The following is a 26856-nucleotide window of genomic DNA, read 5'->3' as shown; positions in this document are numbered from 1 at the left end:
CGACAAGGATGCCGTAGGAGCGATCGTCGAGGCCGCCCTGGCACAGGGGCGTACCTCACTCACCGCCCCCGAGGGCAAGGCCGTCACGGACGCCTACGGCATCCCGACACCGGGTGAGGCGCTGGCGGAATCGGCGGACGACGCCGTGGCCGTGGCGGCGCGGCTCGGGTTCCCGGTGGCGATGAAGATCGTCTCCCCGGAGATCCTGCACAAGACGGACGCCGGCGGTGTGCAGATCGGCGTCGGCTCGGCCGCCGAGGTGCGCGCCGCGTTCACCACGATCGTGTCGAACGCGCGGGCGTACGACCCGAAGGCGCGAATTCTCGGCGTCCAGGTGCAGCAGATGGTGCCCGCGGGCACCGAGATCCTGATCGGCACGGTCACCGACCCCACCTTCGGCAAGGTCGTGGCCTTCGGCCTCGGCGGCGTCCTGGTGGAGGTGCTGAAGGACGTGACCTTCCGGCTCGCGCCGGCCACCAAGGACGACGCGCTGTCCATGCTGGACGGCATCCGGGCCGCCGAGATCCTGCGCGGGGTGCGCGGCGCCGCGGGCGTCGACCGCGACGCGCTGGCCGATCTCGTGGTCAGGGTCTCGCAGTTGGCGGCCGACTTCCCCGGTATCGCCGAGGTGGACCTCAACCCGGTCTTCGCGTCGGCGAGCGGGGTGATGGCGGCGGACGTACGGATCCTGCTGACCGGCGAGGCTCCCGCCGAGCGGCGCCGCTACTCGCGCGAGGAGATCCTGACCTCCATGCGGCGGCTCATGGAGCCGCGTTCGGTGGCGGTGATCGGTGCCTCCAACGAGGACGGCAAGATAGGTAATTCGGTCATGCGGAATCTCATCGACGGAGGTTTCGCGGGCGAGATCTATCCGGTGAACCCCAAAGCCGATGACATACTCGGCCGTAAGGCGTACAAGAGCGTGATGGATGTTCCCGGTGAGCCTGATGTGGCGATATTCGCGATTCCCGCGAAGTTCGTCGCCGGCGCGCTGGGCGAGGTGGGACGCAAGAACATCCCCAACGCGGTGCTGATCCCCTCCGGTTTCGCGGAGACCGGTGAGGACGAACTCCAGCGGGAGATCGTGACGATCGCCGAGGAGAACGGGATCCGTCTCCTCGGGCCGAACATCTACGGCTACTACTCCACGTGGCAGGATCTCTGCGCCACGTTCTGCACCCCGTACGACGTCAAGGGCGGCGTGGCGCTGACCTCGCAGTCCGGCGGCATCGGGATGGCGATCCTCGGCTTCGCGAGGACCACCAGGACGGGTGTGTCGGCGATCGTCGGGCTGGGCAACAAGTCGGACCTCGACGAGGACGACCTGCTGACCTGGTTCGGTGAGGACGAGAACACCGACTGCATCGCGATGCACCTGGAGGACCTGAAGGACGGCCGCTCCTTCGTGGAGGCGGCGCGCGCGACCGTCCCCAAGAAGCCGGTGGTGGTCCTCAAGGCCGGCCGCACGGCGGCGGGCGCGAAGGCCGCGGGCTCGCACACGGGCGCCCTCGCGGGCGACGACGCGGTGTACGAGGACATCCTGCGGCAGTCCGGTGTCATCAGGGCGCCCGGACTGAGCGACATGCTGGAGTACGCGCGCGGCCTGCCCGTGCTGCCGACCCCCGAGGGCGACAACGTCGTGATCATCACGGGCGCCGGCGGATCGGGTGTGCTGCTGTCGGACGCGATCGTCGACAACGGCCTGTCGCTGATGGAGATCCCGCCGGACCTGGACGAGGCGTTCCGCGCCTTCATCCCGCCGTTCGGTGCGGCGGGCAACCCGGTGGACATCACCGGCGGCGAACCGCCGTCGACCTACGAGGCCACGATCCGGCTCGGGTTGGAGGATCCCCGGATCCACTCCCTCGTCCTGGGCTACTGGCACACCATCGTCACCCCGCCGATGGTCTTCGCCGAGCTGACGGCGCGGGTGGTGGCCGAGTTCAGGGAGCGCGGCATCGAGAAGCCGGTGGTGGCGTCGCTCGCGGGCGACGTCGAGGTGGAGGCCGCGTGCCAGTACCTCTACGAACGGGGCGTGGTGGCGTACCCGTACACCACGGAGAAGCCGGTCGAGGTGCTCGGCGCGAAGTACCGCTGGGCGCGGGCGGCGGGGCTGCTGTGAGGGACGGACAGCGGCCGGACACCGGCCGGGGGTCCGGGGGTCGCCCCCCGGAACGACACCGCTCGCCGGGCGCGGGCGGCGGGGCTGCTGTGAGGGACGGTCAGCGGCCGGCGACGGCCGGCGCCGCTGGGCGCGGCGCGCCGGTCGCGAGGCTGTGGGGAGGCGCCGGATGACCTGACGGTGCGACCCAGGGGGCCTGCGGATTCCGCTCATCGCAGGCCCCCCGCACGAAGAGAACGGACAGGGGGCGCTGGCCTGACTTCTTCGACGCAAGGGGTTCGATCGACAATGGCGACAACTGACATCTCCGCATCTGTCCCCTACCAGGAGGTGACGGACCGGAACGGCCGGATCTACCGGATCGGCCAGTCCGACCGGCAGATCATGGGCCGGCCGCGCTGGACGATGGTGCTCTTCCCGTGGATCGGGATGATGGGCATCAGCTCCTCGGAGTACGCGTTCACCGCGGCCGAGGACACTCTCCACACGGCTCACGCGTGGAGCAGCGGGCACATCTTCTGGCTGATGGGTGTCTGGATCTTCTTCCAGGCGGCCGTGGCCTTCCCCGCGGGGCAGCTCCGTGAGAGCGGCAAGCTGCCCGCCCGCTACGCGATGATGCTCGGCGCGCTCGGCACGATCCTGGGATACCTCTCCCTCGCCTACGCGCCGCACGTGATCGTGGCGTACATCGGGTTCGGCATGTTCAGCGGTATCGGCGCGGGTCTGGTCTACGCGACCTGCGTGAACATGGTCGGCAAGTGGTATCCGGAGCGGAAGGGAGGCAAGACCGGCCTCGTCAACGGCGGTTTCGCCTACGGCTCGGTGCCGTTCGTCTTCCTGTTCAGCACCTACATGGACCTCAGCAACTACCAGGGCGTGCTCGTCTTCGTCGGCGTGGTGTGCTGTGTGATGGTGGCGGTCTCCGGCTGGTTCTTCAAGGACCCGCCGAAGTTCTGGTGGCCCGAGGGCGCCGACCCCCTGAAGGTCTCCGACGACCCGAGGATCCGGCGCGCGCTGGAGAAGAACCCGCCGGCCGTCCGGCAGTACACACCCAAGGAGGCGGCCCGGGTCCCGGTCCTGTGGATGATGTGGTTCTGCCTGCTCTGCACCGCGGGCATCAACATCTTCGGTATCGCCATGCAGGTGCCGTTCGGCAAGGAGATGGGCTTCGCCGGCGGGATCGTGGCGACGGCGATGTCCCTGAAGGCCATCGTGAACGGCACGGGACGCGGCGTCATCGGCTGGATATCCGACCGGTACGGCCGCCGTCAGACACTGATCTTCGTCTGTGTGGTCCTGGGCCTGTCGCAGTTCGGCGTGTGGTTCTCCGGTTCGATCGGCGTCATGCCGCTGTTCCTGGTCTGCTCGATGATCTCCGGCTTCGGCGGTGGCGCGATCTTCCCGCTGTTCGCGGCCATGACGGCGGACTACTTCGGCGAGAACAACAACGCGTCGAACTACGGCATGGTCTACAGCTCCAAGCTCATCTCCGGTCTCGTCGGCGCCGGTGTGGGCGGAGTCGTGGTGAGCAACTGGGGCTACGGGACCGCGTTCGCCATCGCGGGCAGTGTCGGACTGTTCTCGGCCTGCCTCGCGATCTTCCTCAAGGCTCCGGGCCGGCCGGACATCAGGAAGATCCAGGCGAATCCGAATCCGATCGGGCGGGAGGACGTCTGAGCGGCCGAACGGCCGCCGACCCGAGTGAAGCGGCTCCCCGTACGGCCGGCAGCCGTACGGGGAGCCGTTGTTCGTCCGTCTCCTAGTGGTGGCCGCGCCGCTCCCGCAGCGAGTGCAGGTGGTCCGCGGACTTCTCGGCGAACAGGATCGAGTCGACCGGGTTGTCGTGCTCGGCCTGCCAGTGGTGGTCCCGGCGGCCGTTGTGGGTCTTGTTCACGGCCGAGATGAACTTCTTGTAGTCGATGTCGCCGTCACCGACGTCGACCATGTCGTAACCGTCGCGCGCCTCCTCGTTCCTGACGCCGTCCTTGACGTGGAAGAGCGGGTAGCGGTCGGGCTGCTTGAGCACGTAGCTCAGCGGGTCGAAGGGCGCGGGCCTGCCGTCGCCCGTCTGGCTGAAGCGGTGCTTGGCGGCGAACGCCCAGTAGATGTCCATCTCCAGGTAGACCAGCTTGGGGTCGGTCTCCGCGAGCAGGACGTCGTAGAGGCGGACGCCCGGCTGGTCGCTGGCGAAGGAGAACTCCTCGGCGTGGTTGTGCTGGTAGAACTTCATGCCGCGCTTGCGGGCGGCGGCGCCGTAGGTGTTGAAGTCCTCGGCCGCCCGCTTCCAGGCGTCGACGGTGTCGCCGTGCCGCCAGGGGCCCGACGCGGTGCCGATGTGCTTGAGGCCCATCGCCTGGGCGTCGTCCAGCACCTTCTCCAGGTTCTGGGCGAAGCTGTACGCGTCCGGGTTGTTGTCGTCGGCGTAGTTGACGTGGCTGCCGATCGGGCGCAGCCCGTGGTTCCTGGCCAGCTTGCGGAGCTGGGGGATGGTGATGTCGCCGGCCGCGCCCTGGGTGTAGCCCGCGAACTCGATCTCGTCGTAGCCGAAGCGCTCCAGCTCCTCGAAGACCTTGGCGAAGCCGAGCGAGTTGACCTTGTCACGCAGCGAGTAGAGCTGGATGCCGAGGTGGCCCGGGGTGAGGACGGGCTCGCCCTTGCCGTGGCCGTGGCCGTGTCCGTGGCCGTGACCGCGTCCCCTGTCGCCCGCGGCGGCGGGGGTGGCCGCCGCGAGACCGAGGGCGGCTGCGGCGCCGGCGCCCGCGGCGACACCCAGCATGTTGCGCCGGCTGAGCTTGGCTGCGAGCTCCGGGTCGACTGACTTCTTGCGGCTCATGCGTGGAACTCCTTAGGTCAGTGCAGTCCTGCCAGATTGAGGAGCAGGGATTTCACGTCGGTGGCCTCGGTGCGGCCGGTGACGGCTTCGGGGGTGGAGCAGATGATGAGCGGACCTTCGTCGTCGCTCGTGGGAAGGCGGCCGTGGCTGCCGCGGATCGGTGAGGGGTCCAGGGGGACGACGGCGAGCCGGTAGCGCATGCCGAGCTTCTTGCGGGCGATGGCCTTGGCCGCCTTGACCTTCACGTACGGGTCGAGGGGGTCCATGAACAGCTCGACGGGGTCGTAGCCGGGCTTGCGGTGGATCTCGACGAGCTGTGCGAAGTCGGGCGCCCTGGCGTCGTCGAGCCAGTAGTAGTACGTGAACCAGGCGTCCGGTTCGGCGACGGCGACCAGTTCGCCGGAGCGCGGGTGGTCCAGGCCGTAGTTCTTCTTGCCCTGCTCGTCGAGGATCTCCTCGATGCCCTTGAGGTCCTTCAGCGCCTCACGGGTCGCGGCCAGGTCCTCGGGGCGGCGCACGTAGATGTGCGAGATCTGGTGGTCGGAGACGGCGAAGGCACGTGATGCCATCGGGTCCAGGTACTCCATGCCGTCCTGGGTGTGGACCTCCAGGAGGCCGGCCCGGCGCAGCGCCCGGTTGATGTCGACGGGCCGGGAGACGTTGGTGATGCCGTACTCGGACAGCGCGACGACGGTACGGCCTTCGGCGCGGGCGTCGTCCAGCAGCGGGCCCATCGCCGCGTCGAGGTCGCGCGCCGCCTGGTGGGAGCGGAGGTCGTCGGGGCCGTAGCGCTGGAGGTCGTAGTCCAGGTGCGGCAGGTAGCACAGCGCCAGGTCGGGGCGGCGGGTGTCGATGATGTGCCGGGTGGCGTCGATGATCCACTGCGAGGAGACGAGGTCGGCGCCGGGGCCCCAGAAGTGGAAGAGGGGGAACGTGCCGAGCTTGTCGTGCAGTTCGTCGTGGAGGGCGGGCGGCCGGGTGTAGCAGTCGGGTTCCTTGCGGCCGTCGGCGTAGTACACCGGGCGGGGTGTGACCGTGTAGTCGGTGTCGGCGCCCATCGCGTACCACCAGCAGATGTTGGCGACGGTGTAGCCGGGATGGGCGCGGCGGGCGGCGTCCCAGAGCTTGTCCCCGGAGACCAGTCCGTTGTGCTGGCGCCACAGGAGCACGTCGCCCAGTTCGCGGAAGTACCAGCCGTTGCCGACGATGCCGTGCTCGGACGGCAGGGTGCCGGTGAGGAAGGTGGACTGGGCGCTGCACGTGACGGCGGGCAGCACGGTGGTCAGCGGGGCCTGGGAGCCGGTGGCCGCCAGCTTCCGGAGGTTGGGCATGTGGGCGAGGAGCTGGGGCGTGAGTCCGACCACGTCCAGGACCAGCAGGGGTGTGGGGCCCGTCGCGGCCGGCTCCGCGGACGGCTCGGGCGTGGGGTCGGCGGTCATGGCAGCTCCTTGAGACCCAGGTCGACCAGGAGGTCGCGGGCCAGCGTGAGTTCGGCGGCGATGCCCTCGGCGAGCCGGCCGCGTGAGCGGGGGCGCAGCTCCGGCGGGAGCGCCTGCCAGGTGTACGTCTCGACCTCCAGGTGGCGGGTCAGCGGTTCGGCGCCGCCGACGAGCCGGGCGAGGGTGTCCTGGAGTACGGGAAGGGTCGAGGTCAGGGGCGGGGCGGGCGGTGCGTGCAGCGGGACGTGGAAGTGGGAGCGCCAGGGGGCGCCGTCCGGCAGCGCCTCACCGGCCAGTGCCTCTTCGAGGTCGTCGGTGCCGCGCAGACCGGCCGCCGTGCGGGTGCGGGTCTGGTGCAGGAAGCGGGGTTCGGCGAAGGCGGCGAGCGCGTCGCGCACCTCGGGGAGGTGGGGGTGTTCGGCGTGCAGCGCGGCGGAGAGCTGGGCCTTGGGGATGGTGACGCCGGCCTCGGCGAGGGCGTCCAGCGCGGTCGCCGGGTCCTCGAAGGAGGTGGCGAGATGGCAGGTGTCGACGCAGATGCCGATGCGGGCGCTGGCGACGTCGGTGAGCGGTCCGATCGCGTCGGCGGTGGTCTCGACGGTGCAGCCGGGCTCGGGCTCCAGCGCGATCCGGATGGATTTGCCGGTCAGCTCCTCCAGCGCGTCGAGCCGTTCGGCGAGGGTGGTGAGCGCGGCGTGCGCGGTGCGGGCCGCGTCGTCGTCGAAGGCGGTGCGCCAGGCCAGCGGCAGGGTCGACACGGAGCCCTCGGTGACGTCGTCGGGCAGCAGCGAGGCGAGGAGCCGGGCGAGGTCGGTGGTGTGGGACAGCCGCTCGGGGTCGGCCCAGTCGGGCTTGTAGACGCGGTACTTGACCTCCTCGGCGCCGAAGCCCTCGTAGGGGAAGCCGTTGAGGGTGACGACCTCCAGCCCGCGCCGCTCCAGCTCACCCTTGAGGCCGCGCAGTTGGGCGGGGTCGTTGATGAGGGAGCGGGCCGCGCCCCTGGCGAGCCACAGACCGATGCCGAGGCGGTCGCGGCCGAGGCGTCGGCGTACCGGCTCGCAGTGGTCGCGCAGTTGGGCCAGTACGCCTTCGAGGGTCTCGGCGGGGTGGACGTTGGTGCAGTACGAGAGATGGACGGTGGACCCGTCGGGGTGGCGGAAGCGCATGGGCTCACTCCCCGCCGCGGAGGATGGAGTTGCCCTCGTGGAGGGCCTCCGGCGCGGGGACGTCGAGCTGGAGTCTGCCGCTGAGGCCGTAGAAGGCGACGGGGTTGCGCCACAGCACCTTGTCGACGTCGTCGTCGGAGAAACCGGCGGCGAGCATCGCGTCGCCGACCTTGCGGGTCTTGAGCGGGTCACTCTTGCCCCAGTCCGCGGCCGAGTTGACGAGTACGCGGTCGGTGCCGTGGGAGCGCAGTACGGCGACCATCCGGTCCTCGTCCATCTTGGTGTCGGGGTAGATGGAGAAGCCGAGCCAGCTGCCGCTGTCCGCCGCGTCCTTGACGGTGGTCTCGTTGAGGTGGTCGAGCAGGACGTGCTCGGGGTCGAGATTGGACTCGGCGACCACGTCGATGGTGCGGCGCAGTCCGGTCAGCTTGTCGCGGTGCGGGGTGTGGACCATCGCGGGCAGCGCGTACTCGGCGGCGAGCTGGAGCTGGGTGGCGAGCGCGATGTCCTCGGCGGGGGTCATGGAGTCGTAGCCGATCTCGCCGACGGCGACGACGCCGTCCTTGACGAGATAGCGCGGCAGCTCCTCCAGGACGGGGGTGCAGCGGGGGTCGTTCGCCTCCTTGGGGTTGAGGGCGAGCGTGCAGTGGTGCGCGATGCCGTACTGGGCCGCGCGGAACGGCTCCCAGCCGAGCAGCGCGTCGAAGTAGTCGAAGAAACTGGCGGGCGAGGTGCGGGGCTGGCCGAGCCAGAAGGACGGCTCGACCAGTGCACGGACTCCGGAGGCGTACATGGCCTGGTAGTCGTCCGTGGTGCGGGAGGTCATGTGGATGTGGGGGTCGAAGATGCGCATCAGGACTCCTCGCCGGTCATGTTCAGTACGCGGTGCAGGTCGGCGGGTACCGACCGGCCCGCCGCGGTGCGCTCGGACGCGAAGTCGGTGAGCATCCGGGCGAGTTCGGTGTCGCCTTCGGCGCGGTGTGCCGCGTCGGCGACGGCGGCCACGGGCACGCCGGTGAAGAGGCACTTCAGTACGGCGTGCCGCCAGGCGTGCGGGTCGAGATGGTCGGCCGCGTACGGGCCGACGGCCGCCTCGACGAGCGTGGTGTCGTTGGTGCGCAGGGCGTCCTCGACGAGCGGCAGGGCCTCCGGGCCGGGGACGAGGTGCGGCAGCGCCAGCAGCACGGCGCGGCGTTCGCCGGCGGTGCCGCGCTGGTAGAGGCGGGTGAGGGTGTCGATGTCGGCGGCGGCCCGGCGGAGGAGCAGGGTGCGGGCGGTGTCGGCGTTCTCCTGGCCGCAGTGGCGGCCGGCGGCGGCGAAGCGGAGTTCCCAGCGGGGGACGGCAACGTTGTCGTGCTCACCGCCCGATTCCGCCGCCTCCGCCGCTTCGGCGAGTGCCTGGTCGAGCCAGGCGACGGCCTTCGCGTCGAGGCTTCCGTGGAAGCCGTCGGGTCCGTCGGGGCGGTCGGATCCCATCGCCCCGTCGGGCCTGTCGGATCCGTGGCTGGGCGGGCGATTCATACCGCTGCTCCCTTCGAGCGCAGGAAGTCCAGGGAGGTGCGGGCCATCTCGGGCCCGGCGTGCGAGTGGCGCGGCAGCTCCACGACGGTCAGGCCCTGGTAGCCGGTGGCGTCGAGCGCGGCCAGCACGGGCGGGAAGTCGATCTCGCCGTCCCCGAACGGGAGATGCTCGTGCACCCCGCGCCGCATGTCCTCGATCTGTACGTGGCGCAGCCAGGGACCGGCGTCCCGGACGCAGTCGGCCGGCGGCGCGGGCTCCAGGCACTGGCAGTGGCCGATGTCGAGCGTCAGGCCGAGGGGTCCGGGGTCGCCGAGGAGCGTTCTGAGGTGGTGGAAGCCGGCGATGTCGGCGAGGAGATGGCCGGGTTCGGGCTCGATGGCGAGGGGCACGCCGGCGGCTCCGGCGGCTTCGACGACCGGGGTGATCGACTCCTCCAGCCGCTTCCAGGCGGTGTCCGGGTCGGTGCCCTCGGGGGTGATGCCGCTGAAGCAGTGCACGGCGTGGGCGCCGAGGTCGGCGGCCACCCGGACGGCGGTGACGAGCAGCGCGGTGCGGGCGGCGCGTGCCTCGGGGTCGGCGTCGAGCAGGGTGGGTCCGTGCTTGCGGCGCGGGTCGAGCACGTAGCGGGCGCCGGTCTCGACGGTGACGCCCAGGCCGAGTTCGGTCAGCCGCGCGGCCACCTTGGCGGTGCGGGCGGCGAGTTCGGGGGCGAGCGGGTCGAGGTGCATGTGGTCGAGGGTCAGCCCGACCCCGTCGTACCCGAGGTCGGCGAGCAGTCCGAGCGCGTCGTCCAGGCGCAGGTCGGTGAGCCCGTTGGTGCCGTATCCGTAGCGGATGGTCATGTCACACTCACCCTCTTCGCGAGCTTCCTGGCCAGCGGCACGAGGCCCATGACGACGAGTCCGATCCCGGGAGCCCCGCCGCGCGCAGCGAGCGCGGCCTGGAACGGGATCATCGCCCGGATGCCGCCGCCGACCGCGCGCTGGGTGAGCTGCGGTGAGGGGTTGAGCGCGGCGTGCAGGAACGCCTGCCCGGCGGTGACGACGAAGGCGGTGGCGAGCGCGGGCGCGACGAGCCCCGGTGGTCCGCTGTCGGGCCGGCGCAGACCGACCACGGCGCCGAGCACCCCGGTGACGGCGAGCGCGGCCAGGGGTGCCCCGACGGAACCGCCGTACACCTCGCGGCGGGAGACGGTGGTGACGGCGACTGTGTGCGCGCCGAGGAGTGCGGCGGGGACGAGTGCGGAGCGGGGCACGGCGTGGTGCCCGGCCGCGGGGCCGGCGCCGGTGAGCGCCGCCGCGGCCGCCGCGGCGGCCAGGGCGGTGTCGAGCGACGCGGGCGGCAGCAGCGCCCGGCCGGAACCGCCCGCCGGTACGGCGCCCTTGGAGGCCAGGGGCTCGACGGGGCCGCCCGCCCAGACCGTGGTACGGCCCCGAGGGGAAGGTCCGCCCGGTCGCCGGCCCGGGCCGGCCTTGGAGCGGCCGGACGGCAAGAGGCGGGCGGTCGAGGCGGCGGCCTCGTACGCGGGACGGACGGCCGAACCGGTGAGCCCGCTCGCCGGCGAGGTCCAGCCGGGGCCGGGCATCAGGCCACCCGCCCACGCGGACAGACGTCCCAGCACACCCTGTCGCCCGGACGGCGCGGCAGCGGTTTCCGCCGCCGGGCCGGGTGTCGGACCACCGGCCCACGCGGACAGACGCGACAACACCTCCGGGCCCACGGGCGGCGAGAGGCGGGCGGTCGAGGCGGCGGCCTCCGTCGCGGGACGGGACGGCGAGCCGGTGAGCCCGCTCGTCAAGCTCTCCATCGGAGTCCGGCCGGACCCGGCGGTGGGGTCACCCGCCCAGGCCGACAGGCGTGCCAGCACACCGCGCCCCGCGGACGACGAGCCGGCGGCCTCCGACGCCGGGCCGGGCGTCGGGCCGGGTCCGGACCACGCCGACAGACGCGCCAGTACGCCCCGCCGCGCGGGCGGCGAGGCGGCGGGCCGCGCCACCGCGCCGGTCTTCGGGGCGCGAGGCGACGCCGCGCGGGTCGCCGTCGCTCCCAGCAGTACGTCCAGTGTTCTGGCCGCGCCCATCGCCACCGGGCCCGCCGCCGTGTGTTTGAGACGGAGGTCGTACGCCCAGACCGTGGCGGCGAGGGCCGTGCCCAGCGCCAGGGCCGGGCGGCCCGCGCGGGAGGCCAGCAGCAGGCCCGCGGCGGTCAGTCCGCCCGCCGCGGCGAGGGCCGCGTTCGGGGTGATGCGCCCCGACGGGATCGGCCGGTGCGGGCGCTCGACGGCGTCCTCGTCGCGGTCCGCCCAGTCGTTGAGCGCCATCCCCGCCTCGTACAGGCAGAGCGACGCCCCGACGGCGAGCGCGGTACCGCGGTTGGGCCGGACCCCGGCGGACGCCGCGCCGGCCAGGGCGTCGCCCGGGACCGTGAACAGCGCGGACACCCGCAGGAGTTCGGCCCAGGCGCGCAGGCTCACTTGCTCTCCTTCAGGCGCTCGGCGAAGGAGAGCAACGCGTCGAACTGTTCGGCGAGCGCGGCGGGTCCGCCGTCCGGGTCCTTGAAGTAGAAGCCCAGCTCGGGCAGCGGGCCGCTCAGCCCGGCCTCGTGGGCGCGGGCGACCAGCCGGGCCAGGTCCAGGACGAGCGGCGCCGCGAGCGCCGAGTCGCAGCCCTGCCAGATGGTCTGGAGGATCATGCGGGAGCCGAGGAACCCGTCGAAGGCGATGTGGTCCCAGGCGGTCTTCCACTCGCCGAGCGCGGGCACGTCGTCGATGTGCACCTCGCCCTCGGGCGCGATGCCGAGCGTGTCGGCGAGGACACGCTCCTTGCCCGCGTTCTTGGCGGCGGCCGCCGCCGGGTCGGCCAGCGCCGCTCCGTCCCCGCCGCCCAGCAGGTTGGTGCCCGACCAGGCCCTGACGTCGAGGGCGCGCTGGACGAACATCGGGGCGAGCACGGAACGGAGCAGCGTCTGGCCTGTCTTGCCGTCGCGGCCCGCGTGGGGAAGTCCGCTGGCCTCGACGGCGTCCGCGAGGGCCGCGCTCCGCAGCCCGGTCGACGGGGTGAAGTTCACGTAGGAGCAGCCCGCCCTGAGCGCGGCGGCGGCGTAGAGGGAGCTGGCGGGCAGCCGCGGGTCGCCGGCGGCGGGCTCGGGCTCGGTGGAGGAGACGTTGACGACGACGGCGCGTACGACGCCGGTGCGGCGGATGAAGGCGGTGATGTCGTCGGCGAAGGCGGCTATCAGTTCGTCGTCGTCGCGGGTGTCGCCGGGCATCGGTCCGCCGATGCGGATCTCCGCGTCGGCCGCTTCGAGTTCGGCGGCGATGGTGTTGGGCAGGCCGTGCGGGAGGACACCCGCGGCGGTGAGTGCCTCGGCGCGCTTCGGCAGGGGGCAGCTCGCGGTGTCGTGTCCGCCGAAGACCAGCGAGGACAGCGCCGGGAGGCCCGAGCCCGCGAAGGGCGGGGTCTCGGCGACCATGCCGGTCGCGGGATGGAGGCCCGCGTTGACCGCCGCGCAGCCGGCGACGGCTGTCGTCGCGACGGAGCCTCGTGCTCCTACGAACCAGACTCCGGTACGTCCTGCAGTCGAATCGTTGGTGGTCACGGGCTGCCTCCCTGCCGGGTGGGTGTGTTGGTGGACGGCGGGCGGGGGGTACGGCGCCTCCCCGCCCGCCGCCGTCTGGCGGCCGGCCTCCCGGTGGTTGGCCAGGAGGCCGGTGGACCTCCGGTGTGCTAGGAGGCCAGTTCCTTCAGTTGGATGTTGCGGAACGCGACCTGGTCGTCGGCACCGTGGTTCTGGATGCCGATGTAGCCGTCCTTCAGGCTGCGCACCGGGTCCTTGTTGGTGAAGTCGTTGATCTTGACTCCGTTGAGGATGACCTGGACCCGCTCACCCTGCACCTTGATCTCGTAGTTGTTCCACTGACCCGGGGGCCGCAGAACCTGGTCCCTGGCCTTGATGTTGGCCGACTTGAACGTGTAGATCGCGCCGGTGGTGCGATCGGCCGCGTCCGTGGCGTCGATCTGGATCTCGTAGCCGTTGTTGACGGCCGACCAGGGGTCGTCGGAGGCCGGGAAGCCGATGAAGACACCGGAGTTGTCGTCCCCGTCCATCTTCCAGTCCATCTTCAGCGAGTACGAGCCCAGTTCCTTGGCCTGGTACCAGAGCATGCCCATGCCGCCCTCGGTGTGCATCTCGCCGCCACCGATGTTGAACTTGCCCGGACCCGCCTGCTTCCAGCCGTCCAGGGTCTTGCCGTTGAAGATGTCCCGGTAGCCGGTGTTGGGCTTGCAGTCGGCCTTGACCTGGCCGGCCGCGTACCGCAGACCGCCGAGCAGGTGCTCACGGAACGCCGGTTCGGCGTACGACTCCTTGGTGTGGCCGCCCCCGGTGTAGAAGGACCGGCCGCCGTCGAACGTCTGGCACCAGGCGATCGGGTGGTCGCCCTTCATCGTGCCGCCCTGGTAGGTGGTCTCGTCGAGGGTGGCGAGGACCTTCACGTCCGAGCGGGGGTTGTCACGGTAGTTGTACCACTCGTCCGTGCGCTGCCACTCGTCGTCCAGGTGCGCGGTGGCGGGGTGATCGTGGTCCTCGACCCGCACGGTGGCTTCCTGGATCTGCGGGTGGCCGGAGAAGTAGGCACCGACCAGCTTGCCGTAGTAGGCCCAGTCGTACTCGGTGTCCGACGCGGCGTGCACGCCCATGTAGGCGCCGCCGGTGGAGATGTAGTACTCGAACGCCTTCTGCTGCTCGGGGTTGAGGACGTCACCGGTGGTGGAGAGGAAGACCACCGCGTCGTACCGGGCGAGGTTGTTGGTGGTGAACTGCGCCGCGGTCTCGGTGGCGTCGATCGTGATGTTGCTGGTCTTGCCCAGCTCCTTCAGGGCCGCGATCCCGTCCGGGATGGCGTCGTGGCGGAACCCGGCGGTCTTGGAGAAGACGAGGACCCGCTTCTCGGTCTTGCCGGCGGCCTGGTCGCTGATCTCGAAGTCGTCGAGGTCGTAGAGCGCGCCCTGACCGCCCTTGAAGACGAGGAACAGCTCCGTGGTGGCCTTGGGCACCGAGCGCAGCGGTACGTCGATGTCCTGGAAGGTGTCCCAGCTGCCGGTCACCGGGATGGGCGCGGAGCCCAGGAGCTTGCCGGTGGCGGAGCCCGTACGCACTTCGAGGAATCCGCCCGCGCCGCCGGAAGAGACCCGGGCGGTGAGGGTCTTGGACCCGGTCAGGTTGTACGGCGTGAAGGAGATCCAGTCGTCGTTGTCGATGTCTCCGACGGTCTTGCCGCCGTTGGCCGACGCCTTGTCGTAGATCGTGATGCCCGAGGCGTGCGAGAAGTGCTCGGCCTGGCGGTGGCGAGGCTGGAGCTGGACCTGGTCGTGCGTGGTCAGCGCGGCCTGGCCGCCGCCTCCGCCGTCGGTGTACTCGGCGTCGATGACGCCGAATATGTCGGCGTTGGGGTCGTGCTCGCCGTCCGCGGGTGCGGTGATGGTGCCTTCGCAGCCCTTGGCCGAGGTGATCGGGTGGCCGTGGCTGTCGTGGCCGAGGATGTAGTTGACGGTGACCTTGGAGCAGTCGATCGGACCGTCCTCGGGGTCGGTGACGGTGACCTTGAAGGGCAGCTTGTCGCCGAACTTGAAGAGGGCGCCGTCGGCGGGCACGGTGAGCGTGACCTTGGGCGCGGTGTTGCCGACCACGATCTTGACGGACGAGTTGCCGGTGTGACCCTTGGGGTCGGTGGCGGTCAGCGTCGCGGTGTAGGTGCCGTTCTTCTTGTACACGTGGCTGGGGTTGGGCTCGGTGGACTTCCCGCCGTCGCCGAAGTCCCAGGCGTAGGTGATCTCGTCACCGTCCGGGTCCACGGTGCCCGCGGAGGAGAAGTTGGCCCGCAGCGGCGCCGTTCCCGAGGTCTTGCTGGAGGTGGCCTTGGCGATCGGGGCCCGGCCGTCGGCTATGTTCTCGATCCGGTAGACGGCCGAGTTCTCGTCGCCGCCGAACCAGGCGCGGCCGTAGTCGAGGACGTAGAGCGCGCCGTCGGGGCCGAACTCCATGTCCATGACCTGGGTGCCGGTCCACGGGAAGTCGTGGATGCTGTTGACGGTGCCGTCCGCGTCCTTCTCGATGCGCTTGATCCACTCGCGGCCGAACTCACCGGCGAAGAAGTCCCCGTCGTACTCCTCGGGGAACTTCGCCGCGGACTCCAGCTCCGGGTCGAAGTTGTAGACCGGGCCACCCATCGGGGACTCGGAGCCGTCGCCGAACTCCGGCACGCTGTTCCCGTTGTACGGGATCCAGGCGCCCTGGGACGGCGGCAGGTCGGTGAGGCCGGTGTTGTGCGGCGAGTCGTTCTTCGGCGCGGCGCAGTCGAACGCGGGGCCGGAGGTGCCGGTGGCGAAGTCGTAGTCCCGGTAGGCGTCGTTGTCGCCGGTGCAGTAGGGCCAGCCGAAGTTGCCGGCCTCCGTCATGCGGGCGAACTCGACCTGTCCGGCCGGGCCGCGGGTCTCGGACGCCGCGCCCGCGTCGGGGCCGTACTCACCGACGTAGACGATGCCGGTCTTCTGGTCGACGTTGATCCGGAAGGGGTTGCGGAAACCCATGCCGTAGATCTCGGGGCGCGTCTTCTCCGTGCCGGGGGCGAAGAGGTTGCCCTCGGGGATCGTGTACGAGCCGTCGTCGGCGACCTTGATCCGCAGCACCTTGCCGCGCAGGTCGTTGGTGTTGCCGGAGGTCCGCCGGGCGTCGAACGCGGGGTTGCGGTTCGGCCGGTCGTCGATCGGCGTGTAGCCGTCGGAGGCGAAGGGGTTGGTGTCGTCGCCGGTCGACAGGTAGAGGTTGCCGTCCGCGTCGAAGGCGATGTCGCCGCCGACGTGGCAGCAGACGCCGCGGTTGGTCTCGATGTCGAGGACCTTCTTCTCGCTGGCCGTGTCGAGGGTGAAGTCCTCGTTCAGCGTGAAGCGCGAGAGCCGGTTGTACCCGTCGAAGGGGGCGAAGTCGGCAGCCGTGCCCGTCTCGGGTGCGTCACCGGCGGGGGTGTCGAGCACCGGGGAGTAGTAGAGGTAGATCGCGCGGTTCTCGGCGAAGTCGGGATCGATACCGACGCCCTGGAGACCTTCCTCGTCGTGCGTGTACACGTCGAGCTTGCCCGCGACCTTGGTGTCGCCGGCGGCGTCGGTGACGCGGAGCGTGCCGTCGCGTGAGGTGTGCAGGACCTGGCGGTCCGGCAGTACGGCGAGCGACATCGGCTCGCCGACCTCGTCGGCGCCCTTGGCGAGGGCGACCTGCTGGAAGTTGCCGTCCGCCGGGTGCGGGTCCTCCGGGTGGGCGGCGGCGGGGACGGCTGAGATGGTGCCGGCGATCAGTGCGCCGGCCACGAGCGTGAGGAGGGATCTGGATCTATGACGTCTTCTGGGCACGAAAGTCCTCCGGGGGTGGGGCTGTTCGTACTGCGGGTGCCGAGGGGACGCCGAAACGCCGCTCCCGACGTGCTGGGACGCGTTCTGCACGAGCAACGTGCCCCCTACATCTCGCTGGACGTTAGCCCGGTTGGTCCGTGCCGGAAAGACCTTGCGCAGCAATTGGGTTCAACTTTTTCCCGGTTGAGGACAAAGGCAGAAAAGGCAGACCGGACGGCCCGGCGGTGGTTTCGGACCACCGCCGGGCACATCCCGGTCACCTCACCGTGCCGACTGGGCGGGCCCCTCCTTGAGCTGGATGTTCCGGAAGGAGACCTGGTCGTCCGCGCCGTGGTTCTGGAGGCCGATATGACCGTCCTTCAGACTGCGGACCGGGTCGGTGTTGGTGAAGTCGTTGATCTCGACTCCGTTGAGGAACACCTGGAGGCGCTCCCCGTCGACCCTGAGTTCGTAGCTGTTCCACTCACCCGGCGGCTTGAGGGCCTTGTCCCTCGCCTCGATGTCGGCTGCCTGGAACCCGTACACCGATCCCGTGGTGCGGTCGTCGGCGTCGGTGGCGTCGATCTGGACCTCGTAGCCGTTGTCCACGGCCGAGTTGACGTCGTCCGAGGCGGGGAAGCCCACGAAGACACCGGAGTTGTCGTCGCCGGCCATCTTCCAGTCGAGCTTGAGGGAGTACGAGGACAGCTCCTTGGCCTCGTACCAGAGCAGGCCCATGCCGCCCTGGGAACGCAGTTCACCGTCGACGACGTCGAATCCGCCCGGTCCGGCCTGCTTCCAGCCGTCCAGCGTCCTGCCGTCGAAGATGTCCGTGTACCCGGGGTCCGGGTCCGTGCCGCCCGCCGGAGTGCAGTCGGCCTCGACCTGTCCGGTGGCATACCTCAGTCCGCCGAGCAGATGGTCGCGGAAGGCCGGTTCGGCGTACGACTCCTTGGTGTGGCCGCCCCCGGTGTAGAAGGACCGGCCGCCCTCGTAGGTCTGGCACCAGGCGATCGGGTGGTCACCCGACATGTTGCCGCCCTCGTAGCTCGACTCGTCCAGCGAGGCGAGCACCCGGGCCTGCTCACGGGGGTTGGTGCGGTAGTTGTACCACTCGTCCGTACGGTCCCAGGTGTCCTCCAGATGGGCCGTGGCCGGGTGTTCGTGGTCCTCGACCTGCACGGTGGCGGGCTGGATCGCCGGGTGGGAGTCGAAGTAGGCCCCCACCAGTCCGCCGTAGAACTCCCACTCGTACTCGGTGTCGGCGGCGGCGTGGACACCCAGATAGCCCCCTCCTCCGGCGACGTACTCCTCGAACGCCGTCTGCTGCTCGGCGTTCAGCACGTCACCGGTGGTGGAGAGGAACGCCACCGCGTCGTAGTTCGCGAGATTGTCCGCGGTGAACGCGCCCGCGTCCTCCGTGGACTCGACCGTGATCTCGGTGGACTCCCCCAGCTCCTTCAGGGCCTCGGTGCCGGCCTCGATGGAGTCGTGGCGGAAGCCCGCCGTCTTGGAGAAGACCAGGACACGTTCGCCCGCCGCGGCGGGTGCCTCCCCGGTGATCTCGAAGTCGTCCACCTCGAAGAGGTCGCCCTCGCCGCCCTTGAAGGTCAGGACGAGATCGGTCGTCTCCGCCGGGGCCCCGGTCAGCTCCACCGCGACGTCCTCGAACGTCGTCCAGCCGCCGGTGACGGGCACCTCGGCCGAGCCGAGGACCTCGCCGTCGGCCGCGCCCGCCCGCACCTCAAGGGTGCCGCCTGCGCCGTCCGAGGAGACCCGGGCGGTCAGCTTGGCGGCCCCGGCCAGGTGGTACGGCTCGAAGGAGATCCAGTCGCCGTTCGAGATACCGCCGACGGTCTTGCCGCCGTTGGCTCCCTCACGATCCGTCACGGTGGTGCCGGACGAGTCGTTGGCGTGCTCCGCCTGACGGTGCCTCGGCTGGATCTCGGACTGGCCGTGACCGGTCAGCGAGCCCTGGCCGCCGCCTCCGCCGTCGGTGTACTCGGCGTCGATCACTCCGAAGATATTGGCGTTGGGATCGTGTTCGGCGTCGGCGGGCGCCGTAATGGTGCCCTCGCAGCCGGTCTTCGAGGTGATCGGGTGACCGTGGCTGTCGTGGCCGAGGATGTAGCGGACGGTGACCTTGGAGCAGTCGATGTCGTCGCCGTCCTCGGGGTCGGTCACGGTGACCTTGAACGGCAGCTCGTCGCCGAACTCGAAGAGCGTGCCCGGCGCGGGCAGTTCCAGCTTCACCTGGGGTGCGGTGTTGCCGACGACGACCTGCACGGAAGCGGTGCCGGTGAGCCCGCCGGGGTCCTTCGCGGTGACGGTCGCCGAGTAGGTGCCGTTCTCCTCGAAGGTGTGGGTCGGGTTCGGCTCGGTGGAGGTGCCGCCGTCGCCGAAGTCCCAGGCGTACGTCAGCTCGTCGCCGTCCGCGTCCTCGGTGCCCTCCGACGAGAAGGCCACCTCCAGCGGTCCGGTGCCGGACGTCTTGTCCGCCTTGGCGACCGCGACCGGTGAGTAGCCCTCGGTGGCGTTCTCGATGCGGTAGAGCGCCGAGTTCTCGTCGCCGCCGAAGTAGCCGGTGCCGTAGTCGAGGACGTAGAGCGCGCCGTCGGGGCCGAACTCCTGGTCCATGACCTGGGTGCCGGACCAGGGGAAGTCGTTGATCGAGTTGACCGTGCCGTCGGCGCCCTGGTCGATGCGCTTGATCCACTTGCGGCCGAACTCGCCGGCGAAGAAGTTCCCGTCGTACTCCTCGGGGAACTTGACCGGGGAGTCGAGGTCCGCGTCGTAGTGGTAGACGGGACCGCCCATCGGGGACTCGGAGCCGTCGCCGAACTCCGGCACGCTGTTCCCGTCGTAGGGGATCCAGGCGGCCTGGGACGGCGGCAGGTCGGTGAGGCCGGTGTTGTGGGGCGAGTCGTTCTTCGGCGCGGCGCAGTCGAAGGCCGCGCCGGACTCGCCGGTGGCGAAGTCGTAGTCCTTGAACGGCTCGTTGTCCCCGGTGCAGTACGGCCAGCCGAAGTTGCCCGCCTCGGTGACACGGGCGAACTCCACCTGTCCGGCCGGGCCGCGGTCCGGGTCGGCCGCGCCCGCGTCGGGACCGTAGTCACCGACGTAGACGATGCCCGTCTCCTTGTCGACGGAGATCCGGAACGGGTTGCGGAAGCCCATGGCGTAGATCTCGGGCTTCGTCTTCTCCGTGCCGGGGGCGAACAGGTTGCCCTCGGGGACGGTGTAGGAGCCGTCGTCGGCGACCTTGATCCGCAGCACCTTGCCGCGAAGGTCGTTGGTGTTGCCGGAGGAACGCCGGGCGTCGAACGCGGGGTTGCGGTTCGGCCGGTCGTCGATCGGCGTGTAACCGTCGGAGGCGAAGGGGTTGGTGTCGTCACCCGTCGACAGGTAGAGGTTGCCGTCCGCGTCGAAGGCGATGTCACCGCCGACGTGGCAGCAGGTGCCGCGCGAGGCGGGCACGTCGAGGACCTTCTTCTCGCTTCCCTTGTCGAGGGTGCCGTCCTCGTTCAGCGTGAAGCGCGAGAGCCGGTTGACCCCGTCGAAGGGGGCGAAGTCCTCGGCGGTACCCGTTTCGGGCGCGTCGCCGGACGGGGTGTCGAGTTCGGGCGCGTAGTAGAGGTAGATGGCCCGGTTCTGCGCGAAGCCGGGGTCCACGCCGACTCCCTGGAGTCCTTCCTCGTCGTGGCTGTAGACGTCGAGGGTGCCGGACACCTTGGTGGTGCCCCCCTCGTCGGTGATGCGCAGTGTGCCGTCGCGTGAGGTGTGCAGGACCTGGCGGTCGGGAAGGACCGCCAGGGTCATGGGCTCACCGGCTTCTTCGGCGCCCTTGGCCAGGGTCACCTGCTGGAACGTGGGGGCGGCGGCCTGTCTTCCGGGGTCGGCGGCGTTGGCCGGCACGGCGCTGAGGGTCGACCCCGCGAGCAGGGCGCCGGTCAGCAGTGCGAGAAGGGAGCGGCCTCTGGGACGTCGTTGACTGTGCACGAGAGTCCTCCGGTAGTGCCTGTCGTGCGTGCGGGTCCGAGGGAACGAAGGAGCATGGGGGCTCGCCTCGGGTGGGGGGATGGGGGGGAGTGCTCGTCCAAGCACCCGTGATCCCGCATCTGTTGCTCTCGGTCTGCTGTCTCGCCGGGGCGCGCCGTCGCACCGGAGATCAACATGTCCTGTACATCTCAGTGACCGTAACCCTGTTCGTCCGAGACGGAAAGCCCTTGCGCAGCGCTGAAGTTCAACTTTTTCCCGACTCAGGACAAAGGGCTTTCCGGGCATGCCGGACGGCCCGGCGGTGAACTTTCCACCGCCGGGCTCGTGTTGGGCTGTGTGACGTGAGGAGCGGCTACTCGCCGCCGCCGAAGGCCGCGTCGAAGGACGCGGTGGGCCGGTCGAAGTCGAACCGCTTCAGGTCGGCGAGCGCCTCGGGGGCGCCCGCGAGCCGGTCCATACCGGCGTCCTCCCACTCCACCGAGATCGGACCCTCGTAGTTGATCGCCCCCAGCATGCGGAAGACGTCCTCCCACGGCACGTCACCGTGCCCGGCCGAGACGAAGTCCCAGCCGCGCCGCGGGTCGCCCCAGGGGAGATGCGAACCGAGCCTGCCGTTACGGCCGTCGAGACGCTTGCGCGCCTCCTTGCAGTCGACGTGGTAGATCCGGTCCCGGAAGTCGTAGAGGAATCCGGTCGGGTCCAGGTCCTGCCAGACGAAGTGGCTCGGGTCGAAGTTCAGCCCGAACGCGGGGCGGTGGTCGACCGCTTCGAGCGCCTGCTTCGTCGTCCAGTAGTCGTACGCGATCTCGCCCGGGTGGACCTCGTGGGCGAAGCGCACCCCCTCGGTGTCGAAGACGTCGAGGATCGGGTTCCACCGCTCGGCGAAGTCGTCGTAACCCCGCTCGATCATGCCGGGCGGCACCGGCGGGAACATCGCCAGCAGATGCCAGATGGACGAACCGGTGAAGCCGATGACCGTGTTGACCCCGAACGCGGCGGCGGCCCTGGCGGTGTCCTTGATCTCCGCGGCGGCCCGCTGCCGTACGCCCTCGGCCTCCCCGTCGCCCCAGATACGGGACGGCAGGATGCCCTGGTGGCGCTCGTCGATGATGCTGTCGCAGACCGCCTGGCCGACGAGATGGTTGGAGATCGCCCAGCACTTGAGGCCGTACTTGTCGAGCAGCTGGTGGCGGCTCTCCAGATAGCCCGGATCGGTGAGCGCCTTGTCGACCTCGAAGTGGTCGCCCCAGCAGGCCAGTTCCAGACCGTCGTAACCGAAGTCACGGGCGAGCCGGCAGACCTCCTCCAGCGGCAGATCGGCCCACTGGCCGGTGAACAGCGTGAACGGGCGTGACATACGGACCTTCCCTCAGGACTCGATTCCGGACGGGGCCGGGACGGGTGTGTAGATGGCGTTCTTCTCCGCGCTCTCCTCGACCGCGGCGAGGACCCGCTGCACCTGGAGACCGTCGGCGAAGGAGGGCGCGGGGTCGGTTCCGGCGGCGATCGCCTCGACCAGATCCTTGGCCTGGTGCACGAAGGTGTGCTCGTAGCCCAGCCCGTGGCCCGGCGGCCACCAGGCGTCGAGGTAGGGGTGCTCGGACTCGGTGACCAGGATCCGCCGGAAGCCGGCGGTCACCGCGGGCTCCGACTGGTCGTGGAACGACAGCTCGTTGAGCCGCTCCAGATCGAAGGCCAGCGAACCGTGCTCGCCGTTGATCTCCAGCCGCAGCGCGTTCTTGCGCCCCGCCGCCATCCGGGTGGCCTCGAAGGACGCCAGCGCCCCCGAGGCGAGCCGCCCGGTGAACAGGGCGGCGTCGTCCACCGTGACCGGGCCCGTCTCCGCGCCGCCGGTCGCCGAGAGTCCGGCCGACGCCCCTGACAGCAGCGGCCTCTCCCGGACGAACGTCTCGGTCATCGCGGAGACCCCGACCAGCGGCTCCCCCGCCAGGAACTGCGCGAGGTCCACGATGTGCGCGCCCAGGTCGCCGAGCGCCCCCGATCCCGCGTGCTCACGCTTGAGCCGCCAGGTGAGGGGGAACTCGGCGTCGACCAGCCAGTCCTGGAGGTAGGTGACCCGTACGTGCCGCAGCGCGCCGAGCCGTCCCTCCTCGATCAGCTTGCGGGCGTAGCTGATGGCGGGCACCCGCCGGTAGTTGAAGCCCACCATGGCCAGCTGGCCCCGGGACCTGGCCGCCTCGGCGGCCCGGACCATGGCCTCGGCCTCGGCGACCGAGTTGGCGAGCGGCTTCTCGCACAGGACGTGCTTGCCCGCCTCCAGCGCGGCGATGGCTATCTCCGCGTGGCTGTCCCCAGGCGTACAGATGTCGACCAGCCGCACGTCGTCACGTGCGATGAGGTCCCGCCAGTCGGTCTCCGCGGCGGCCCAGCCGAGTTTGTCGGCTGCCGTGCGGACGGCCGTCTCGTCCCGCCCGCAGATGGCGGCGAGGTGCGGCCGCATCGGCAGATCGAAGACATGTCCCGCCGTGCGCCAGCCCTGTGAGTGGGCGGCACCCATGAACGAGTATCCGATCATGCCGATACCGAGTGGCGGCGGTGCGCCGGCTTCCTTCTCCGACGCTTCCCTGCTGGTCATAAGGGATTACTCCTCGTCTCTCGCACGTGTGGGGGCAGACTGGCGGAGCCGGTCAGCTGAATCCCTGGGGCAGGTACTCGTCGACGTTCTCCTTGTCGACGACCGCCGAGAACAGCGTGACCTGGGCCGGGATCTCCAGTCCGGCCATGCCGCTGACGCCCTTGCCCTGGCCGAGCGCGCGGGCGAGGTCGATCGCCGTCGAGGCCATGATCGGCGGGTAGAGCACGGTCGCCTTCAGGACGCTGTTGTCGGCCTTGATGGCGTCCATCGCGGACTTGGCGCCGGCGCCGCCGACCATCAGGAACCCGTCACGGCCGGCCTGGTCGATGGCGCGCAGCGCGCCGACACCCTGGTCGTCGTCGTGGTTCCACAGGGCGTCGAACTTGGACTGCGCCTGGAGGAGCTGGGCCATCTTGGCCTGGCCGGACTCGACGGTGAAGTCGGCCGCCTGGCGGGCGACCTTCTTGATGTTGGGGTAGTTCTTGAGCGCGTCGTCGAAGCCCTGGGTGCGCTGCTTGGTCAGCTCCAGGCTGTCGGGGCCCGACAGTTCGATGACGGTGGCGTTGGGCTTGTCCTTCAGCTTCTCGCCGATGTACTTGCCCGCGTTGACGCCCATGCCGTAGTTGTCGCCGCCGACGTAGGAGCGGAACGCCTGCGGGTCGGCGAAGATGCGGTCCAGGTTGATGACGGGGATGCCCGCGCGCATCGCCTTGAGACCGGCCTGGGTGAGGGCCTTGCCGTCGGCCGGCAGGATCACCAGGACGTCGACCTTCTTGTTGATCAGCGAGTCGATCTGGCCGATCTGGGCGGCGGTGTCGTTCGAGCCCTCGGTGATGTCGAGCGTGACGTCCGAGTACTTCTTCGCCTGCGACCGGGCGTTGGCGTTGATCGCGGCCAGCCAGCCGTGGTCGGCCTGGGGACCGGCGAAACCGATGGTGACGGCCTTGCCGGGCTTGTCGTCGACCGGCTGCTCGTTGGCGGCGGGCTCGTCCTTCTTCTCATTGCTGGTGCAGGCGGTGAGCAGGGCACCCGCCGAGATGGCGGCGGTGCCGAACAGAAGACCTCTGCGGCTCGTTTCTGGCATGACGGTTCGTCCCCTTCAGGAGAGCGGATGGTGCGGTGCGTCGGAAGCGGTGCTTCGAGGAGCGGTACGAGATACGGGCCTCGGGGATACGAGGTCAGCCCTCACCGTTGCGCGCCGTGCGGCGCTGGACCAGTACGGCGGCGACGATGATCGCGCCCTTGGCGATCTGCTGGACGTCGCTCTGGAGGTTGTTGAGAGCGAAGATGTTGGTGATGGTGGTGAAGATCAGGACACCGAGGACGGAGCCGACGATCGTGCCGCGACCGCCGCTGAGCAGTGTGCCGCCGATGATCGCCGCCGCGATGGCGTCGAGTTCGTAGAGGTTTCCGTTGGTGTTCTGTCCCGAGCCGGACAGCACGATCAGCATGAAGGCCGCGATACCGCAGCACAGTCCGGAGAGCAGGTAGAGGTAGAGCCGCTGCCTGCGCACGTCGATGCCGGCGAGACGGGTCGCCTCCGCGTTGCCGCCGACCGCGACGGTGCGCCGGCCGAAGGTGGTGCGGTTGAGGAGCAGCCAGCCGATGACCGTGACCGCCACGAAGATGATGACGAGCGGCGGGACGCCCAGGATGTAGGAGTCGCGGGAGCCGAGGTCGAGGACCGACTTCAACGTGACGACCTGGGTGTTGCCGTCGGTGATCTGGAGGGCCAGACCACGGGCGGACGCCATGATCGCGAGGGTCGCGATGAACGGCGCCATGCCGCCGTACGCGATCAGTACGCCGTTGACCAGACCACAGGCCAGGCCCACGATGATCGCGGTGAACAGGATGCCGGCGAAGCCGTACTCCTGGGTGGCCAGGGTGGTCGCCCACACGGAGGCCAGGGCCACGATCGCGCCGACCGACAGGTCGATGCCGCCGCTGGTGATGACGAACGTCATGCCGACGGTGACCACACCGATGATCGACGCCTGGGTCAGCACCAGCTGGAGATTGCTGGTGTCCAGGAACTGATCGGGCTTGGTGATGCCGCCGACGACTATCAGCGCGGCGAGCACGCCGAGCAGCGAGAGCGTACGGAAATCGAGACGCAGTCCCAGCGGCGGGCGGCCCCCGGAACCTCCCGGGGTCTTCGCGGCGGGCTTGGTCAGCGGCACGGCGTCGGCGGCGGGTGCGGCCTCGGGCCCGCCCTGCTGCGCCTCAGAGGCAGGCTGTTTCATGGCGTCGGGCTCCCTTCCATCACAAGGTCGAGTACACGGTGCTCGTCGAGCTCCTGGGCCGGGGACGTGTGGACGACACGGCCCTCCCGGAGCACCAGCACCCGGTCGGCGAGGCCAAGGACCTCGGGGACCTCGCTGGAGACGAGTAGTACGGCGAGGCCGTCGTCGGCCAGCCGGCGGATCACGGAGTAGAGCTCGGCGCGGGCGCCGACGTCGACACCGCGGGTGGGTTCGTCGAGGAGCAGCACCCGGCAGCCGCGGAGCAGCCAGCGGGCCAGGACCGCCTTCTGCTGGTTGCCGCCGGACAGCGTGCGGATGATCGCGTCGGGGTTGTCGGGACGCAGCGAGAGTTCCTGGGTCGCCGCCCTGGCGGCCTTGCGCTCGGCGCCGCCGTCGAGCCAGCCGCCGCGCGAGAAGCGGGACATGGACGACACCGACACGTTGCGCGTGACCGATTCGATGAGCAGCAGGGCCTGTGCCTTGCGCTCCTCGGGGGCGAGACCGAGTCCGGCGCGTACGGCGGCGCGTACGCTGCCGGGCTTCAGCTCCTTGCCGTCGACGATCACCCGGCCGCCGGTGGGCTTGCGGGCGCCGAAGATGGTCTCCAGGATCTCGGAGCGGCCGGAGCCGACGAGTCCGGCGAGGCCGACGATCTCGCCGGGGCGCAGCTGGAGGTCGACGGGTTCGAACTCGCCCTCCCTGGTGAGTCCCTCGGTCCGCAGGATCGGCTCGCCGTGCGGGGCGTCGGCGACCGCGGGGCGGTCGGGGAAGACGTACGCGACCTCGCGGCCGGTCATCAGGGCGACGACCTCGCTGGTGGGGGTCTCCTTGGCGGGCAGGCCCACGGCGACGGTGCGGCCGTCCTTGATGACGGTCACGCGGTCGCCGATGCGGCGGATCTCCTCCAGGCGGTGGGAGATGTAGATGACGGCGACCCCGTCGGCGGTCAGCGTGTCGACGATCCGGAAGAGGTTGTCGACCTCGTCGGGGTCGAGCGCGGCCGACGGCTCGTCCATCACGATCAGGCGTACGTCGTGGGAGAGCGCGCGGGCCATCGAGACGATCTGCTGGTGCGCGGCGGACAGGTCGCCGACCAGCCGGCCCGCGGGGATCTCGGGGTGGCCGAGGCGCCCGAGCAGCGCGGTGGCGGCGGCCCTGGCCTCGCCGCCCTTGACGATGAAGCCGGCGGAGGTCGGCTCGTGGCCGAGGAAGATGTTCTCGGCGACCGACAGGCCCTCGACCAGGTCGAGTTCCTGGTAGATGGTCGCGATGCCGAGCTTCATGGCCGCGATGGGTGACTTGAGCTGGACCTCTTCACCGCGCCAGGTGATGACACCGTCGTCGGGCTGGTGCGCGCCGGCGAGCACCTTGATGAGTGTGGACTTGCCGGCCCCGTTCTGGCCGAGCAGACAGTGGACTTCGCCTGCCTGCACCTCCAGGTCCACGCCGTCCAGGGCGCGGACGCCCGGGAACAGCTTGGTGATGCCGGACATGGTGAGCAGACTGCCTTCGGGTGGTGCTGGTGCCATGGCGTATCCCCTCGGCGGATGCG

The 26856-nt window shown here is 70.3% G+C and carries 17 protein-coding genes; 2 read left to right on the top strand and 15 right to left on the bottom strand.

The window, feature by feature from the left end; genetic code table 11:
* Positions 1-22 precede the first annotated feature (22 nt).
* Together ACZ61E_RS10890 and ACZ61E_RS10885 are read left to right on the top strand one after the other, a co-directional pair.
* A complete protein-coding gene (locus ACZ61E_RS10890) occupies positions 23-2122 on the top strand; it encodes an acetate--CoA ligase family protein (RefSeq protein ID WP_469699272.1) in 2100 nt (699 codons plus the stop codon).
* A gap of 288 nt (positions 2123-2410) precedes the next feature.
* Positions 2411-3799, top strand: a complete 1389-nt coding sequence (locus tag ACZ61E_RS10885) for an OFA family MFS transporter (RefSeq protein WP_469699246.1) — start codon at positions 2411-2413, stop codon at positions 3797-3799.
* Between the two features lie 82 nt (positions 3800-3881).
* Here ACZ61E_RS10885 and ACZ61E_RS10880 read toward each other — a convergent pair whose 3' ends face one another.
* From ACZ61E_RS10880 to ACZ61E_RS10810, 15 genes are all read right to left on the bottom strand, one after another.
* On the bottom strand, positions 3882-4955 hold the full coding sequence (locus tag ACZ61E_RS10880; protein WP_469699245.1) for a sugar phosphate isomerase/epimerase family protein: 1074 nt from the start codon (positions 4953-4955) through the stop codon (positions 3882-3884).
* Positions 4956-4972: 17 nt separating this feature from the next.
* Positions 4973-6394, bottom strand: a complete 1422-nt coding sequence (locus ACZ61E_RS10875) for an alkaline phosphatase family protein (RefSeq protein WP_469699244.1) — start codon at positions 6392-6394, stop codon at positions 4973-4975.
* On the bottom strand, positions 6391-7560 hold the full coding sequence (eboE, locus tag ACZ61E_RS10870; RefSeq protein WP_469699243.1) for a metabolite traffic protein EboE: 1170 nt from the start codon (positions 7558-7560) through the stop codon (positions 6391-6393). The genes ACZ61E_RS10875 and eboE overlap by 4 nt, the downstream gene beginning before the upstream one ends.
* A 4-nt stretch (positions 7561-7564) precedes the next feature.
* Positions 7565-8413 (bottom strand): TatD family hydrolase, encoded by an 849-nt coding sequence (locus tag ACZ61E_RS10865; RefSeq protein WP_469699242.1) that lies wholly within the window; start codon positions 8411-8413, stop codon positions 7565-7567.
* Complete coding sequence (locus tag ACZ61E_RS10860; protein WP_469699271.1) at positions 8413-9036, bottom strand: EboA domain-containing protein; 624 nt, start codon at positions 9034-9036, stop codon at positions 8413-8415. The genes ACZ61E_RS10865 and ACZ61E_RS10860 overlap by 1 nt, the downstream gene beginning before the upstream one ends.
* Before the next feature lie 41 nt (positions 9037-9077).
* The gene (locus ACZ61E_RS10855) at positions 9078-9923 is read right to left on the bottom strand and encodes a sugar phosphate isomerase/epimerase family protein (protein ID WP_469699241.1); all 846 of its coding nucleotides are present in this window, start codon (positions 9921-9923) and stop codon (positions 9078-9080) included.
* Positions 9920-11554 carry a UbiA family prenyltransferase gene (locus ACZ61E_RS10850; protein WP_469699240.1) on the bottom strand — a complete coding sequence of 545 codons (1635 nt, stop codon included), beginning with the start codon at positions 11552-11554 and terminating at the stop codon, positions 9920-9922. Before ACZ61E_RS10850 ends, ACZ61E_RS10855 begins: the two co-directional genes overlap by 4 nt.
* Positions 11551-12678 (bottom strand): inositol-3-phosphate synthase, encoded by a 1128-nt coding sequence (locus tag ACZ61E_RS10845; RefSeq protein WP_469699239.1) that lies wholly within the window; start codon positions 12676-12678, stop codon positions 11551-11553. Before ACZ61E_RS10845 ends, ACZ61E_RS10850 begins: the two co-directional genes overlap by 4 nt.
* Positions 12679-12806: 128 nt before the next feature.
* Entirely contained in the window at positions 12807-16484 is a 3678-nt protein-coding gene (locus tag ACZ61E_RS10840) for a ThuA domain-containing protein (protein WP_469699238.1), read from the bottom strand.
* Between the two features lie 261 nt (positions 16485-16745).
* On the bottom strand, positions 16746-20462 hold the full coding sequence (locus ACZ61E_RS10835; RefSeq protein WP_469699237.1) for a ThuA domain-containing protein: 3717 nt from the start codon (positions 20460-20462) through the stop codon (positions 16746-16748).
* Positions 20463-20814: 352 nt separating this feature from the next.
* A complete protein-coding gene (locus ACZ61E_RS10830) occupies positions 20815-21819 on the bottom strand; it encodes a sugar phosphate isomerase/epimerase family protein (protein ID WP_469699236.1) in 1005 nt (334 codons plus the stop codon).
* Positions 21820-21831: 12 nt separating this feature from the next.
* Complete coding sequence (locus tag ACZ61E_RS10825) at positions 21832-23058, bottom strand: Gfo/Idh/MocA family protein (protein ID WP_469699235.1); 1227 nt, start codon at positions 23056-23058, stop codon at positions 21832-21834.
* Positions 23059-23110: 52 nt separating this feature from the next.
* Positions 23111-24142: a substrate-binding domain-containing protein gene (locus ACZ61E_RS10820; RefSeq protein ID WP_469699234.1), complete on the bottom strand. Its 1032-nt coding sequence runs from the start codon at positions 24140-24142 to the stop codon at positions 23111-23113.
* 94 nt (positions 24143-24236) lie between these two features.
* Complete coding sequence (locus ACZ61E_RS10815) at positions 24237-25304, bottom strand: ABC transporter permease (protein ID WP_469699233.1); 1068 nt, start codon at positions 25302-25304, stop codon at positions 24237-24239.
* Positions 25301-26833: a sugar ABC transporter ATP-binding protein gene (locus ACZ61E_RS10810; RefSeq protein ID WP_469699232.1), complete on the bottom strand. Its 1533-nt coding sequence runs from the start codon at positions 26831-26833 to the stop codon at positions 25301-25303. The genes ACZ61E_RS10815 and ACZ61E_RS10810 overlap by 4 nt, the downstream gene beginning before the upstream one ends.
* Between the last annotated feature and the right edge of the window lie 23 nt (positions 26834-26856).

It is taken from the genome of Streptomyces sp. NPDC104581, assembly GCF_055583685.1.
The sequence above is the reverse complement of the archived record's forward strand: the minus strand, read 5'-3'. Positions and strand labels throughout refer to the sequence as shown.

Excerpts from the sequence above, each read along its gene's own strand:
- eboE (WP_469699243.1), bottom strand. The coding sequence starts at position 7,560 with ATGCGCTTCCGCCACCCCGACGGGTCCACCGTCCATCTCTCGTACTGC.
- ACZ61E_RS10885 (WP_469699246.1), top strand. The coding sequence starts at position 2,411 with ATGGCGACAACTGACATCTCCGCATCTGTCCCCTACCAGGAGGTGACG.
- ACZ61E_RS10820 (WP_469699234.1), bottom strand. The coding sequence starts at position 24,142 with ATGCCAGAAACGAGCCGCAGAGGTCTTCTGTTCGGCACCGCCGCCATC.
- ACZ61E_RS10875 (WP_469699244.1), bottom strand. The coding sequence starts at position 6,394 with ATGACCGCCGACCCCACGCCCGAGCCGTCCGCGGAGCCGGCCGCGACG.
- ACZ61E_RS10880 (WP_469699245.1), bottom strand. The coding sequence starts at position 4,955 with ATGAGCCGCAAGAAGTCAGTCGACCCGGAGCTCGCAGCCAAGCTCAGC.
- ACZ61E_RS10825 (WP_469699235.1), bottom strand. The coding sequence starts at position 23,058 with ATGACCAGCAGGGAAGCGTCGGAGAAGGAAGCCGGCGCACCGCCGCCA.
- ACZ61E_RS10860 (WP_469699271.1), bottom strand. The coding sequence starts at position 9,036 with ATGGGATCCGACCGCCCCGACGGACCCGACGGCTTCCACGGAAGCCTC.
- ACZ61E_RS10855 (WP_469699241.1), bottom strand. The coding sequence starts at position 9,923 with ATGACCATCCGCTACGGATACGGCACCAACGGGCTCACCGACCTGCGC.
- ACZ61E_RS10815 (WP_469699233.1), bottom strand. The coding sequence starts at position 25,304 with ATGAAACAGCCTGCCTCTGAGGCGCAGCAGGGCGGGCCCGAGGCCGCA.
- ACZ61E_RS10865 (WP_469699242.1), bottom strand. The coding sequence starts at position 8,413 with ATGCGCATCTTCGACCCCCACATCCACATGACCTCCCGCACCACGGAC.
- ACZ61E_RS10830 (WP_469699236.1), bottom strand. The coding sequence starts at position 21,819 with ATGTCACGCCCGTTCACGCTGTTCACCGGCCAGTGGGCCGATCTGCCG.
- ACZ61E_RS10810 (WP_469699232.1), bottom strand. The coding sequence starts at position 26,833 with ATGGCACCAGCACCACCCGAAGGCAGTCTGCTCACCATGTCCGGCATC.